This is a genomic window from Mycobacterium sp. SP-6446, assembly GCF_001954045.1.
In the GTDB taxonomy this organism is placed as follows: Bacteria; Actinomycetota; Actinomycetes; order Mycobacteriales; family Mycobacteriaceae; genus Mycobacterium.
Genome location: NZ_MBEM01000029.1, coordinates 1 through 13,893, shown reverse-complemented (window position 1 = coordinate 13,893; position 13,893 = coordinate 1). Strand labels below are relative to the sequence as shown.

Annotated in this window: 12 protein-coding genes; 8 read left to right on the top strand and 4 right to left on the bottom strand. The window is 68.0% G+C overall.

Annotation, left to right across the window (positions count from 1 at the left end):
* Positions 1 to 51 precede the first annotated feature (51 nt).
* Positions 52 to 990, bottom strand: coding sequence for a type I pantothenate kinase (coaA, locus tag A5736_RS02100; RefSeq protein WP_076127635.1), 939 nt, complete (start codon positions 988 to 990; stop codon positions 52 to 54).
* 115 nt (positions 991 to 1,105) lie between these two features.
* On the opposite strand from coaA, the gene glyA reads away from it, so the two are divergent.
* The 5 genes from glyA to A5736_RS02075 all read left to right on the top strand — a co-directional run bounded on the left by glyA (position 1,106) and on the right by A5736_RS02075 (position 7,363).
* Entirely contained in the window at positions 1,106 to 2,386 is a 1,281-nt protein-coding gene (gene glyA, locus A5736_RS02095; RefSeq protein ID WP_076244303.1) for a serine hydroxymethyltransferase, read from the top strand.
* 75 nt (positions 2,387 to 2,461) lie between these two features.
* A complete protein-coding gene (locus A5736_RS02090; protein ID WP_076127637.1) occupies positions 2,462 to 3,289 on the top strand; it encodes an acyl-ACP desaturase in 828 nt (275 codons plus the stop codon).
* 252 nt (positions 3,290 to 3,541) lie between these two features.
* Positions 3,542 to 4,843: a PhoH family protein gene (locus tag A5736_RS02085; protein WP_076127639.1), complete on the top strand. Its 1,302-nt coding sequence runs from the start codon at positions 3,542 to 3,544 to the stop codon at positions 4,841 to 4,843.
* A gap of 92 nt (positions 4,844 to 4,935) precedes the next feature.
* Positions 4,936 to 5,811: a polysaccharide deacetylase family protein gene (locus A5736_RS02080; RefSeq protein ID WP_076244257.1), complete on the top strand. Its 876-nt coding sequence runs from the start codon at positions 4,936 to 4,938 to the stop codon at positions 5,809 to 5,811.
* 82 nt (positions 5,812 to 5,893) lie between these two features.
* Positions 5,894 to 7,363, top strand: coding sequence for an adenylate/guanylate cyclase domain-containing protein (locus A5736_RS02075; protein ID WP_076127897.1), 1,470 nt, complete (start codon positions 5,894 to 5,896; stop codon positions 7,361 to 7,363).
* On the opposite strand, the gene A5736_RS02070 is transcribed toward A5736_RS02075, so the two are convergent.
* The 3 genes from A5736_RS02070 to glpX are packed head-to-tail and all read right to left on the bottom strand — an operon-like array spanning position 7,347 to position 10,831.
* A complete protein-coding gene (locus tag A5736_RS02070) occupies positions 7,347 to 8,318 on the bottom strand; it encodes a hypothetical protein (RefSeq protein WP_076127642.1) in 972 nt (323 codons plus the stop codon). The two genes, A5736_RS02075 and A5736_RS02070, sit on opposite strands and share 17 nt — an antisense overlap.
* Positions 8,319 to 8,347: 29 nt before the next feature.
* Entirely contained in the window at positions 8,348 to 9,748 is a 1,401-nt protein-coding gene (locus A5736_RS02065; RefSeq protein ID WP_076127644.1) for a class II fumarate hydratase, read from the bottom strand.
* Between the two features lie 27 nt (positions 9,749 to 9,775).
* Positions 9,776 to 10,831, bottom strand: coding sequence for a class II fructose-bisphosphatase (glpX, locus tag A5736_RS02060; RefSeq protein ID WP_175611162.1), 1,056 nt, complete (start codon positions 10,829 to 10,831; stop codon positions 9,776 to 9,778).
* A gap of 79 nt (positions 10,832 to 10,910) precedes the next feature.
* Here glpX and A5736_RS02055 point away from each other — a divergent pair, with 79 nt between their 5' ends.
* The 3 genes from A5736_RS02055 to A5736_RS02045 form a co-directional block, all read left to right on the top strand.
* Positions 10,911 to 11,600 carry a DUF4245 domain-containing protein gene (locus A5736_RS02055; protein WP_076244255.1) on the top strand — a complete coding sequence of 230 codons (690 nt, stop codon included), beginning with the start codon at positions 10,911 to 10,913 and terminating at the stop codon, positions 11,598 to 11,600.
* A gap of 11 nt (positions 11,601 to 11,611) precedes the next feature.
* Complete coding sequence (locus tag A5736_RS02050) at positions 11,612 to 12,409, top strand: dienelactone hydrolase family protein (RefSeq protein WP_076244253.1); 798 nt, start codon at positions 11,612 to 11,614, stop codon at positions 12,407 to 12,409.
* 7 nt (positions 12,410 to 12,416) lie between these two features.
* Positions 12,417 to 13,893: carboxylesterase/lipase family protein (locus tag A5736_RS02045; protein ID WP_076244251.1), on the top strand; the 1,477-nt coding region annotated here is incomplete at its 3' end.

Sequence of the window (13,893 nt, the reverse complement as noted above, 5' to 3'; positions counted from 1 at the left end):
GCGGGGCGCCTCCGCCAGGAGCGCCGCCCCGCACGGGCCTTTCGCGGGTCGTCAGAGCTTGCGCAAACGGAGGCGGTTGATCGAGTGGTCGGCGTCCTTGCGCAGCACCAGGGTCGCGCGGGGACGGGTGGGCAGAATGTTCTCGACCAGATTCGGCCGGTTGATCGATCGCCAGATCTCGCGGGCGGCCGCGACGGCCTTGGTGTCGTTGAGGGCCGAGTAGTGGTGGAAGTGTGATTCCGGGTCGGCGAAGGCCGTACCGCGCAGCGAGAGGAACCGCGACACGTACCACTGCTCGATGTCTTCGATCCGGGCGTCCACATACAGCGAGAAGTCGAACAGGTCCGACACCATCAGCGTCGGGCCGGTCTGTAAAACGTTGAGGCCCTCCAAGATCAGGATGTCTGGATGGCGGACCACGTGCTTGGCCCCCGGGATGATGTCGTACTTCAGGTGCGAATACACCGGCGCGCACGCGTAATCGGAACCGGACTTCACCGAGGTCACGAACCGCATCAACGCGCGACGGTTGTAACTCTCCGGAAAACCCTTGCGGTGCATGAGGTTTCGCCGATCCAATTCGGCATTGGGGTAGAGGAAACCGTCGGTGGTGACAAGGTCGACCCGCGGGTGGTGATCCCAGCGCGCCAGCAGCGCCTGCAGCACGCGGGCGGTGGTCGACTTGCCCACCGCCACGCTTCCGGCCACGCCGATCACGAACGGCACGGGCCGGTCGGGGTTTTGTTGCGGCTCGCCGAGGAACTCCGCGGTGGCGGCGAACAACCGCTGACGCGCGGCGACCTGAAGATGAATGAGCCGGGCCAGCGGCAGGTACACCTCTTCGACCTCGAGCAGGTCGAGCTGCTCGCCCAGACCGCGCAGGCCGATCAGTTCCTCTTCGGTGAGGGCCAGCGGCGTCGACATGCGGAGCGCGCGCCACTGCTTTCGGTCGAACTCCACGTAGGGGCTCGGCTCGCTCAGCCGCGGCATAGTGCCAGTGTCGCAGGGGCCGACGCGCGCCCCACGGCTGGGCTGGCCAAAAACGCGGCTCGATAGACTGGCGGCCGTGACTGCCGCACCCGACGCCCGCACCACCGCATCCCTGATGTCGGCCCCCCTTGCCGAGGTTGACCCCGAAATCGCCGAGTTGCTGGACAAGGAACTCCACCGGCAACGCGACACGCTCGAGATGATCGCTTCGGAGAACTTCGCGCCGCGCTCGGTGCTGCAGGCGCAGGGCAGCGTGCTGACCAACAAATACGCCGAAGGCCTACCCGGCCGGCGCTACTACGGCGGCTGCGAACACGTCGACGTCGTCGAGAACATCGCCCGCGACCGCGCCAAGGCACTCTTCGGCGCCGAGTTCGCCAACGTGCAGCCGCATTCCGGCGCCCAGGCGAACGCGGCCATACTGCACGCGTTCATGCAGCCCGGGGAACGCCTGCTGGGTCTGGACCTCGCCAACGGCGGCCACCTGACGCACGGCATGAAGCTCAACTTCTCCGGCAAGCTTTATGACGTCGGTTTCTACACCGTCGATCCGACGTCGCATCTGCTCGACATGGACACGGTGCGCGCCAAGGCGCTCGAATTCCGGCCCAAGGTGATCATCGCGGGCTGGTCGGCCTACCCGCGGATCCAGGACTTCGCGGCCTTCCGGTCGATCGCCGACGAGGTCGGCGCCAAGCTGTGGGTCGACATGGCCCACTTCGCCGGGCTGGTGGCCGTGGGCCTGCACCCGACCCCGGTGCCCCACGCCGACGTGGTGTCGACGACCGTGCACAAGACCCTCGGCGGCGCCCGGTCCGGGATGATCCTGGGCAAGCAGGAGCACGCCAAAGCCATCAACTCCGCGGTTTTCCCCGGGCAGCAGGGCGGACCGCTGATGCACGTCATCGCCGGCAAGGCGGTCGCGTTCAAGATCGCCGGCACGCCCGAATTCGCCGACCGGCAGCAGCGCACCCTCTCCGGCGCCCGGATCATCGCCGAGCGGCTGCTGGCATCCGATGTCGCCAAATCCGGTGTGTCGGTGGTCAGCGGCGGGACCGACGTCCACCTGGTGCTGGTGGACCTTCGCGATTCGCCGCTCGACGGCAAGGCGGCCGAGGATCTGCTCCACGAGACCGGCATCACGGTGAACCGCAACGCCGTCCCCAACGACCCGCGGCCGCCGATGGTGACCTCGGGCCTGCGGGTCGGCACCCCGGCCCTGGCCACTCGCGGTTTCGGCGACGCCGAGTTCACCGAGGTCGCCGACATCATCGCCACCGCGCTCGCGGCGGGCACCGCAGCGGACGTGCCCGCTCTGCGGCAGCGGGTGACGCGGCTGGCGCGGGACTTTCCGCTGTACGAGGGGCTCGAGGACTGGACGCTGGTCGATCGCTAGCCACCGCCCGCACGGGGGCCGCGACACGACTGCACCAATTTCACGAAATCTGTGTACGGAGGTTACAGTTACTTTATGGCACAGAAACCTGTACCTAATGCGCTGACCCTGGAGCTCGAACCGGTGGTCGAGCAGCTGATGGATCACCACCTCAACACCGAGGACATCTGGTTCGCCCACGACTACGTGCCGTTCGACCAGGGCGAGAACTTCGCCTTCCTCGGCGGGCGCGACTGGGACCCGTCGCAGACGACGCTGCCGAGGACCATCACGGACGCCTGCGAGATCCTGCTGCTGCTCAAGGACAACCTGGCCGCCCATCACCGCGAGCTCGTCGAGCACTTCATTCTCGAGGAGTGGTGGGGTCGCTGGCTTGGCCGGTGGACCGCCGAGGAGCACCTGCATGCCATCGCGCTGCGTGAGTACCTGGTGGTGACCCGCGAGGTCGACCCCACCGCCAACGAGGAGGCCCGCGTCCAGCACGTGATGAAGGGCTATCGCGGCGACATGTACACACAGGTCGAAACCCTGGTGTACATGGCGTTCACCGAACGCACCCACGCCGTCTTCGCCCGCAACCTCGCCGCGCAGATCGAGGAGCCCGTCCTGGCCGGCCTTATCGACCGCATCGCCCGCGACGAGGTGCGCCACGAGGAGATCTTCGCCAAGCTCGTCGCGCACTGCCTCGAGTACACGCGCGACGAGACGATCGCCGCGATCGCCGCACGCGCGGCGGACCTCGAGGTCGTCGGCGCCGACATCGACGCTTACAAAGACAAGGTGCAGCACGTTGCCGAGGCGGGCATCTTCGGTCCCGCCGAGCTGCGGCAGGCGATTTCCGATCGCATCACGGCGTGGGGAGTGGCCGACGAGCCCACCCTCAAGCAGTTCGTCGTCGGTTAACCCAACCTTCGCCCGCCGGCGTACATTTCGCGGCTCGGATCTTTCGCTCGCGCGGCGGATCTCGGCGCGCCTGCCCGGCAGCCGAGCGGCCACGAGAGTAGCGTCATTCTTCGATGGCCAGCGACAGACTCTGCTGCCAGGGCGGCACCTCCCGTCACGACTACGGCAGGACCGGCCCCGGTCCTGGTGCCGCGTTTCCCGCCGACATGCCTGTGTGGGTCCGCGCGGGCTTTCCCGCTCGAGGAGCGCTTCGTGACCGATACCCGGACCTATGTGATCGACACGTCCGTCCTGCTGTCCGATCCGTGGGCGTGCAGTCGGTTCGCCGAGCACGAGGTGGTGGTTCCGCTGGTGGTGATCAGCGAACTGGAGGCCAAACGCCACCACCACGAGCTGGGGTGGTTCGCCCGTCAGGCGTTGCGTCTGTTCGATGATCTGCGCCTCGAACACGGGCGGCTGGATCAAGCGATTCCCATTGGCACACAAGGCGGTACGCTGCACGTCGAACTCAACCACACGGACCCGACGGTGCTGCCCGCCGGCTTCCGCACCGACAGCAACGACTCCCGCATTCTGAGCTGCGCTGCCAACCTCGCCGCCGAGGGCAGGCGAGTCACGTTGGTCAGCAAGGACATTCCGCTTCGAGTCAAGGCCGCCGCGGTGGGCCTGGCCGCGGACGAATACCACGCCCAGGACGTCATCGTCTCGGGGTGGTCGGGGATGCACGAGATCGAGACGGCGGCCGAGGATATCGACACATTGTTCGCCGACGGCGAGATCGACCTGGCCGAAGCGCGAGACCTGCCGTGTCACACCGGGATTCGTTTGCTCGGCGGCAGCTCCCATGCGCTGGGCCGGGTCACTCCGGCCAAGCGCGTCCAACTGGTCCGCGGTGACCGCGAGGTGTTCGGCCTGCGCGGCCGCTCAGCCGAGCAGCGGGTCGCGCTTGACTTGCTGCTCGACGAGTCGGTGGGCATCGTCTCGCTGGGCGGCAAAGCCGGAACCGGCAAGTCGGCGCTGGCGCTGTGCGCGGGTCTCGAGGCGGTGCTGGAACGCCGGACCCACCGCAAGGTGGTGGTTTTCCGCCCGCTGTATGCCGTCGGCGGCCAGGAGCTGGGCTACCTGCCCGGCAGCGAGAGCGAAAAGATGGGCCCCTGGGCGCAGGCCGTCTTCGACACGCTGGAGGGCCTGGCCAGCCCGGCGGTGCTGGAGGAGGTGCTCTCCCGCGGCATGCTCGAGGTGCTGCCGCTGACCCACATCCGGGGCCGCTCGCTGCACGACTCGTTCGTCATCGTCGACGAGGCACAATCGCTGGAGCGCAACGTCCTGCTCACCGTGTTGTCCAGGCTGGGCGCCGGATCGCGGGTGGTCCTGACCCATGACATCGCCCAACGCGACAACCTGCGGGTTGGCCGCCACGACGGGGTAGCGGCCGTCATCGAGAAGCTCAAAGGCCATCCGCTGTTCGCACACATCACCCTGCTGCGCAGCGAGCGATCGCCGATCGCCGCGCTGGTCACGGAGATGCTGGAGGAAATCGCCGGGCCGCACTGAGTCCGCTTGCCGACCTTGCGTGTGCGCTGATGGCGCCCTATACGCACACTCGACGCCCAGGTCGCACACTCGATGCCGGGTAGGCTTCCACTGTGCCGAAACGACCCGACAGCCAGGCCTGGCGGTACTGGCGCACCGTTTTCGGTGTCGTGGCCGCCGGTGCGGTCCTGGTGATCGGCGGGCTCACCGGCCACGTCACCCGCGCCGACAACCCGGGCTGCTCGGTGGTCAAGTGCGTCGCGCTGACATTCGACGACGGTCCGGGTCCGTTCGACGACCGGCTGCTGCAAATCTTGAAGGACAACGACGCGAAGGCCACCTTCTTCCTGATCGGCAACAAGGTGGCGGCCAACCCCGCGGGGGCCAAGCGCATCGCCGACGCCGGCATGGAGATCGGCAGCCATACCTGGGAACACCCCAACATGGCCACGATCCCCACCGACGACATCGCCGGCCAATTCTCCAGGGCCAACGACGCGATCGCCGCCGCCACCGGGCGCACGCCGACCATCTACCGTCCGGCCGGCGGGCTGTCCAGCGATGCGGTCCGGCAGACCGCGGCCAAGTTCGGGCTGGCCGAAATTCTTTGGGACGTCATCCCTTTCGATTGGGCGAACGACTCGAACACCGCGGCGACGCGATCCATGCTGATGACGTACATCAAGCCGGGCTCGGTGGTGTTGTTCCACGACACCTACTCGAGCACCGTCGACCTGGTGTACCAATTCATCCCGGTACTCAAGGCCAACGGCTACCGGCTGGTGACGGTCAGCGAACTGCTGGGCCCGCGGGCGCCCGGCAGCAGCTACGGCAGCCGGGAAAACGGCCCGCCCGCCAACCAACTCCATGACATCCCGGCCAGCGAGATCCCGACGCTGCCCAACACGCCCTCGCCCAAGCCGATGCCCAACTTCCCGATCACCGACATACCGGGCCAGAACTCCGGCGGGCCGAATAACGGTGCTTAGCCCGACGCGCGGCTACCGTTAGAGGGTGACCAAGGCGGGCTCCGCGAGCACAGGGCGGCGAAAAAGCGCCCGCAGGTTATCGATTCAATACGCGATCGACCTCGCTCTGGCCTACATCATCGCCGTCGTCGATGCGTCGGCCATCCTGATCCCGCTGCGCGGCCACACGTCCGTCGCGGCGGACGTCGACTTCGCGCAGAAGAACACCACGACGGTCGTGATGCTGGTGACGGCGGGGATCATCGGTGTCGCGGTGGCCGGTGTGGTGAGCCTGGCGCCCTCGCTGGAGTGGTACGCCGCGGGGAAAGAACCGACGCAGGCCCAACGGGAAGCCGCAATGAAACTCGCCGGCCGCCAGACGGTGATCCTGTTGGTGGCCTGGGGCGCCGCCGGCGCAATTCTCATGGTGCTCAATCGGGACGGCGGGGCCGCACTGCTGTTGCCGATCGCGCTCGGTGTGCTGCTGGGTGGGCCGGCCGCCGCGGGCACCGGAATGCTGTTCGCCCAGCGCACCCTGCGGCCTCTCATGGGCGCCGCCACCCGGGGTGCCGAGCCTCGTCTGTTGGTACCCGGTGTGTTCGCCCGTCTGGTTCTGATGTGGTTTATGTGCAGCGCGCTACCCATCCTCGTGATCGCGACTCTGGTCGTGCTTCGCTCGTACGGCTGGCTCATCCAGAAGTCCGCGGCGCTGGAGGTGCCCGTTCTGGTGGTGTCGCTGGCGGCGTTGCTGCTCGGGCTGCCGACGATGATCCTTACGTCGCGATCCATTTCCGATCCTCTGTGCGAGGTTGTGGATGCGATGGCCGAGGTCGAACACGGAAACATCGACACCTATGTGGGCGCCTACGAGCGCTCCCAAATCGGGCGCCTGCAAACGGGATTCAATCGGATGGTGGCCGGCCTTGCCGAGCGGGACCGGTTGCGCGACCTATTCGGGCGCCACGTCGGCGCCGACGTGGCCCAGCGCGCCATCGAGGAGGGCGTATCGCTGTCGGGAGACGTGGTGGAGGCGGCGGTCCTTTTCATCGACCTGGTGGGCTCCACGCAGCTCGCGGAAAGCCGCCCGCCGCAAGATGTTGCGTCCGTGCTCAACGACTTCTTCCGGATCGTCGTCGACGCCGTCGACGAACATCATGGGCTGATCAACAAATTCGCCGGCGACGCGGCGCTCGCGGTTTTCGGGGCGCCATTGCGGACCGATGACCCCGCTTCGGCGGCGCTGGCGACGGCGCGTGCCCTTGGCACGCAGCTGCGCCGGCTGCCCGTTGATTTCGGCATCGGCGTCTCGGCGGGCCGAGTCTTCGCCGGCAATGTCGGTGCCGAAAACCGGTATGAATACACGGTGATCGGGGACGCCGTGAACGAGGCCGCGCGGCTGGCCGATCTCGCCAAGACCGCCGACCGGCGGATCCTATGCTCGGCGGCAGCCATCGACCGGGCGGGTGAGGACGAGCGGGCGCACTGGGCCGAATGCTATTCCACGGTGCTGCGCGGACGCTCCGAAGCCACGCACGTGTGCGCGCCGGTCGCCGCGACTACTTCGAAACCTTGAGCGCCGAAATCACCTGGCCGAGGGTCGCCGCCGACGCCGCATCGCCAATGGGCGTGGCGCCCAAGAAGATCGTCACCGGTTTGGTGTCGACCGCGATGACGACGACGGAGTCGCCCTTCACGTTGCGGGAGGGGTCGGCGATCGTGACGTCGGCGTCCACCCGAGCCGCCTTGGTCCCGTCGACGGTGATCGACGACGTCTTCATCGGGCCCAGGGTGGGCGACGCGTTCGAGTAGCCGGGGCCATTGGCCACGCACTGCATCAGCTTCGACGCCTGCGCGCTGACGTCCATGCTGCTGACGAAGTTGGTGACGGCGACCTCGGCCTGCATAACCCACTGGCTGGCGCCGGGGACCTCTTGGGCGAGGCCCACCGCGCCGATGAGGTTCGGGGTCTGGTCGTCCGAGAACGGCATCCACCCGGGTGCTGCCGTGGCCGGGAACGACAGCTTGCCCGCGCTGATCGGGGCGCCGCCTGCGGGCTTGTCACCGCCGGACACGTTGGGGCCGCAGTCGGTCGCGGTTTGGCCGCCCCCGCCGGGCTGCGACGTCGGGGCGCTCGTCGTCACCGAAGGCGACGTGGCCTGGGGGGACTTGTTGCCGCCGTTTCCGTTGCCGCCGAACACGACTATCAGTGTCGCCACCAACGCGATGACGCCCAGCACGGCGAGAACGGCGACGATGATCCAAGGCGCCTTCGAGCCCGGCCCCCTCGGCGGTGGGCCCGGCGGGAACGGTCCACCCGGCCAGCCGGGCGGAATCTGCTGGCCCGGCTGCGGGTACTGCTGGGGCGGATAGGGACTGGCGTACTGGCCCGGCGGTGGGTACGGGTAGGGGCTGCCCTGCTGGTAGGGGTACGGGCCGCCCTGCGGCTGGCCGCCTTGGGGCTGGCCGCCCCAATATGGGTCCTGCCCATACGGATTCGTTCCGTAGGGACCACCGGGCGGAGCCGTCATCGTCCAACCACCATCCTCTAGTCCTCCGGCTAGGTGTCGTCCTGTACGCGGGCCATCGCCAACACGTCGAGCCGACGGTCCAGCTCTTCGATCGACAGCTTGTCGCCGATCAGGCCGCGGTCGATGACGGTCTGGCGGATGGTCTTGCGCTCCTTGAGCGCCTGCTTGGCCACCGCGGCGGCCTCCTCGTAGCCGATGGCCGAGTTCAGCGGCGTCACGATCGAGGGCGACGATTCGGCCAGCTCGCGCAAATGCTCGACGTTGGCCGACAAGCCGGTAATGCAGCGCTCCGCGAACAGCTTTGACACATTTGTCAGCAGCTTGAAGGACTCCAAGATGTTGCGGGCCATCATCGGGATGTACACGTTGAGCTCGAAGGCGCCGTTGGCGCCACCCCACGCCACCGCGGCGTCGTTGCCGATCACCTGCGCTGCCACCTGCGTAACCGCTTCGGGCAGAACCGGATTGACCTTGCCGGGCATGATCGAGCTGCCAGGCTGCAGGTCCGGTAGCTGGATTTCGGCCAGGCCGGTCAGCGGGCCCGAACCCATCCAGCGAACGTCATTGGCGATCTTGGTCAGTGACACCGCGATGGTGCGCAGCGCACCGGACGCCTCCACCAACCCGTCGCGGGCGGCCTGCGCCTCGAAAGAGTTTGCCGCGGTGCGTAATTCGCTCAGGCCGGTCTTGTCGATCAGCGCCTCGACCACCTTGGCGCCGAAGCCGTCGGGAGCGTTGAGGCCGGTTCCCACCGCGGTACCGCCGATCGCCAGTTCACCCAGCCGAGGCAGCGTGCCGCGTACCCGCTCGATCCCTGCCTCGACCTGGCGGGCGTATCCGCTGAATTCCTGTCCGAGCGTGACGGGTACGGCGTCCATCAGGTGGGTGCGACCGGACTTGACCACGGTGCGCCACTCGCGGGCCTTGGTCGCCAGCGCGTCGTGCAGGACCTCGAGCGCGGGGATCAGATGACGCACCGCGGCCTCGGTCGCCGCGATGTGGGTGGCGGTCGGGAAGGTGTCGTTGGACGACTGCGACATGTTGACGTCGTCGTTGGGGTGCACCGTGACGCCGTTGGCCGCGGCGATGGACGCGATCACCTCGTTGGTGTTCATGTTGGAACTGGTGCCCGAACCGGTTTGGAACACGTCGATCGGGAACTGGTCGTCGTGGCGCCCATCGGCGATCTCGGTCGCCGCCGCGATGATCGCGTCAGCCTTTTCCGGCGCCAGCAACCCCAGGTCCTTGTTGACTTGCGCGCAGGCGCCCTTCAGCAGACCCAACGCGCGGATCTGAGTGCGTTCCAGACCCCGGTCCGAGATCGGGAAGTTTTCCACCGCACGCTGAGTTTGGGCGCGCCACAACGCTTTTGCGGGTACCCGGACCTCGCCCATGGTGTCGTGCTCGATGCGGTACTCGGTGTCGGCCATAGATTGGCTTTCCTCGCTTTGGATTGATCAGGGCAGGGGATAGGCGGCAGAGCTGTCGCCGGTGAAGTCGATCGCGGAGTATTCGTTCAGCTTCGAAAGCCGGTGGTAGGCCTCGATCAGCCGCACGGTGCCCGACTTCGAGCGCATCACGATCGACTGGGTCGTGCAGCCGCCGGGGTAATAGCGGACGGCCTTGAGCAGGTCGCCCTCGGTGACCCCGGTAGCGCAGAAGAAGACGTTCTCGCCGGACACCAGGTCCTCGGTGGTCAATATCTGGTCCAGGTCGTAGCCCGCGTCGAGCGCTTTGCGACGTTCGGGTTCGTCCTTGGGCGCAAGCTGCGCCTGAATCGCGCCGCCCATGCAGCGGATCGCGGCGGCGGCGATGATGCCCTCCGGGGTGCCGCCGATGCCGGCCAGCATGTCGGTGCCCGATTCCGGGCGGCATGCGGAGATCGCCCCGGCGACGTCGCCGTCGGTGATCAGCCGGATCCGGGCGCCGGTGTCACGGACGTCCTTGATCAACTGGGCGTGCCGGGGGCGGTCCAGGATGCACACGGTCATGTCGCGCACCGACAACGCCTTGACCTTGGCGACCGCGCGGATGTTCTCGGCGATCGGCGCGGTGATGTCCAGCACGTGCGCTGCCTCGGGCCCCACGGCGATCTTGTTCATGTAGAACACGGCCGACGGGTCGAACATCGCCCCGCGATCGGCGACGGCGAGCACCGAAATCGCGTTGGGCATGCCCTTGCTCATCAGCGTGGTGCCGTCGACGGGGTCCACGGCGAAATCGCACTCGGGGCCGTCCCCGTTGCCGACCTCTTCGCCGTTGTAGAGCATTGGGGCCTGGTCTTTCTCGCCCTCGCCGATGACCACCACGCCACGCATCGACACCGTGTTCACCAGTTCGCGGATGGCGTCGACCGCGGCGCCGTCGCCACCCTCCTTGTCGCCGCGACCGACCCATCGCCCGGCGGCCATGGCGCCGGCTTCGGTGACCCGCACCAATTCCATGGCCAGGTTGCGATCCGGTGCTTCGCCGCGCGGGCGTGCCTGCGACGAGCGGTCGCCCTCACGTGTCATGGCCGTGATTCTCCCAGAAGCGGATCCGTCCTCTGGAGCTGGGCTCTGGGCGGTGATCACGGACTGGAATACTCACAGGATGACCGAGGAGCCGCAGCCCAACGCCGATGTGGCCGGCGAGCAGGCCCCCGCACCGGGGCCGGTTCCCCGGCCGGCGAAACCGCGGCTGCTGCAGGACGGGCGCGACATGTTCTGGTCGCTGGCACCGCTGGTGCTGGGGTGCATCGTGCTGGCGGGCTTGGTGGGGATGTGTTCCTTCCAGCCGGGCGGGACGAACAAGGGAACGGTCCCGTCCTACGACGCGGCGACGGCATTGCGGGCGGATGCGCAGGCGCTCGGCTTCCCGATTCGGCTGCCGCAGTTGCCCGCCGGCTGGCAGCCCAACTCCGGTAGCCGCGGCGGTATCCAGGGCGGGCGAACCGACCCGTCGACGGGTCAGCGGCTGAACGCGGCGACATCGACCGTGGGATATCTGAGCCCGACCGGAATGTACTTGTCCCTGACCCAGAGCAACGCCGACGAAGACAAGCTGGTCGGCTCGATCCACTCGACCGCGTACCCCACCGGGGCGGTCGACGTCGCCGGCACCCACTGGGTCGTCTATCAGGGCGCCGGACAAGGCGGCGCGGACGCCGAGCCGGTGTGGACCACCCGGCTTACCGGTCCGGGCGGCGCCACGCAGGTCGCCATCACGGGTGCCGGAAGCACCGACCAGTTTCGTACGCTGGCCGCGGCGACCCAATCCCAGCCGCCCCTGCCAACCCGATAGGAGGGACCCGCGTGACCGCACCCGAAGCCGACCTGTCCGGCTGGTCCGCGTCACCGTTCACCGGTGGCGGCTACACCCATGACGTCTACCGCAAGGGCGCCGGACCGGGGGTGGTGCTGATTCCCGAGATACCCGGCATCCACCCCGGCGTGCTGGCGCTGGGTAACCACTTGGTGGACAACGGGTTCACCGTCGCTATGCCGTCGCTCTTCGGTGAGCCGGGCAGGGCCGCGACGGCCGGCTACACGGCCGCGACCATCGCACGCGCCTGTGTCGCAAAGGAATTCGCGGCCTTCGCGACCAACAAGCCCCGACCGGTGTCACTGTTCCTGCGCGCGCTGGCCCGTGACCTCAACGCGTCGACGCCGGGCAAGGGCGTCGGCGTGATCGGCCAGTGCTTCACCGGCGGCTTCGCGCTGGCCGCCGCGGTTGACGACAGCGTGCTGGCCCCGGTGCTTTCCCAGCCGTCCGTCCCGCTGCCGTTGGGCCGGGCGCAGCGCCGCGACACCGGGTTGAGCGAACCGGAGATGGCCACCATCGCCGATCGCTGCGCCAACGATGGCCTGTGCGCGATGGGTCTGCGGTTCAGCGAGGACAGGATCGTGCCACGGGAACGGTTCGCGGCGATCAAGGAACGCCTCGGCGATGCGTTCGAGATCATCGAGATCGACTCCCGCCCGGGCAACGAGGGCGGTTTCAGCAAGATGGCCCATTCGGTGCTGACCGACGAGGTCCGTGAGGTCGACGGCCAGCCCGCCTACGAGGCGCGCAAGCGGGTGGTCGAGTTCCTCACCGCCCGGCTCAGCTAGGGGCCGCATGGTGATCGACGAGCGTGTGGTCGAAACCACCTATGGCCCGGTTCGGGGCGCTGACGCCGGAGGCGCCAGGGCGTGGAAGGGCATCCGCTACGCCGCGCCGCCCGTCGGTGACCTGCGCTTCCGGGTGCCGGAGCCCCCGCAGCGATGGGCCGAGGTCGCCGACGCCACCTCCTACGGGCCCGCCTGCCCGCAGCCGTCGTTCCCCAACATGCCGCTGGACCTGGGGGCACCGCAAAACGAAGACTGCCTGAGCCTGAACGTCTGGGCGTCGGAAGACACCGCACCCGGCGACGGAAAACCGGTGATGGTGTGGCTGCATGGCGGGGCCTACGTCCTGGGGTCCGGCAGCCAGGCACTCTACGACGGTCGCAGGTTGGTCAGCGGCGGCGAGGTCGTCGTGGTGACGGTCAACTATCGGCTCGGCGCGCTTGGCTTCCTCGACCTTTCGTCGTTCAGTACCGCGCGGCGGCGCTTCGACTCGAACATCGGCCTGCACGACGTCCTTGCCGCGCTGCGTTGGGTACGCGACAACATCGCGGCATTCGGCGGCGATCCGCGGCGGGTCACGCTGTTCGGCGAATCCGCGGGCGCCGGGATCGTGACCACTCTGCTCGCCACCCCGGCGGCCCAGGGCCTGTTCACCGCCGCCATCGCGCAAAGCTCGCCGGCCACATCGGTTTACGACCGCGACCGGGCTCGTCAGGTCGCGGTGAGCATGCTCGACAAGCTGGGAATCGCGCCGTCGGACGTCGACCGGTTGCCCGGCGTGCCGACCTCCGCCCTGCTGGCCGCGTCGCAGCGGGTGTTCGACGAAGTGCCCGCGCGCAACCCGGGCACGCTCGCATTCGTCCCGATCGTCGACGGGGATCTGCTGCACGACTACCCAGTGAAGGCGGCGCAGGAGGGCCGCTCGCACCCGGTCCCGTTGATCATCGGTACCAACAAGCATGAGGCGGCGCTGTTTCGGTTGCTGCGCTCGTCGCTGATGCCGATCACGCCGCGCGCGATCACGTCGATGTTCACCCAGATCGCCGCCGAGCAGCCCGACCTGCAGTTGCCCACTTCAGAGCAGATCGGGTCGGCGTATTCGCAATTCCGGCGGGGTAAGGCAAGGTCCTTGAGTATCGCCACCGACGTCGGCTTCCGAATGCCGACGGTGTGGCTCGCCGAGGGGCACAGCAAGGCGGCGCCGGTGTATCTGTACCGGTTCGACTACGCGACGCCGTTGCTAAAGCTGCTGTTGGTCAGCGCCGCCCATGCCACCGAATTGCCTTACGTATGGGGCAATCTCGGGGCGCCGAAGGATCCCACCTTGAAACTCGGCGGCGCCAAGACCGCCAGGGCGGTCTCGAAACGGGTACGTACCCGGTGGATCAACTTCGCCGCGGACGGCAAGCCCGCGGGCCCTGCCGGCGAGCCAGAGTGGACGGCATACAGGGAAAGTGATCGCGCCTGCCTGATCATCGACAAGGTCG

Excerpts from the sequence above, each read along its gene's own strand:
- coaA (WP_076127635.1), bottom strand. The coding sequence starts at position 990 with ATGCCGCGGCTGAGCGAGCCGAGCCCCTACGTGGAGTTCGACCGAAAG.
- glyA (WP_076244303.1), top strand. The coding sequence starts at position 1,106 with ATGTCGGCCCCCCTTGCCGAGGTTGACCCCGAAATCGCCGAGTTGCTG.
- A5736_RS02090 (WP_076127637.1), top strand. The coding sequence starts at position 2,462 with ATGGCACAGAAACCTGTACCTAATGCGCTGACCCTGGAGCTCGAACCG.
- A5736_RS02070 (WP_076127642.1), bottom strand. The coding sequence starts at position 8,318 with ATGACGGCTCCGCCCGGTGGTCCCTACGGAACGAATCCGTATGGGCAG.
- A5736_RS02065 (WP_076127644.1), bottom strand. The coding sequence starts at position 9,748 with ATGGCCGACACCGAGTACCGCATCGAGCACGACACCATGGGCGAGGTC.
- glpX (WP_175611162.1), bottom strand. The coding sequence starts at position 10,831 with ATGACACGTGAGGGCGACCGCTCGTCGCAGGCACGCCCGCGCGGCGAA.
- A5736_RS02055 (WP_076244255.1), top strand. The coding sequence starts at position 10,911 with ATGACCGAGGAGCCGCAGCCCAACGCCGATGTGGCCGGCGAGCAGGCC.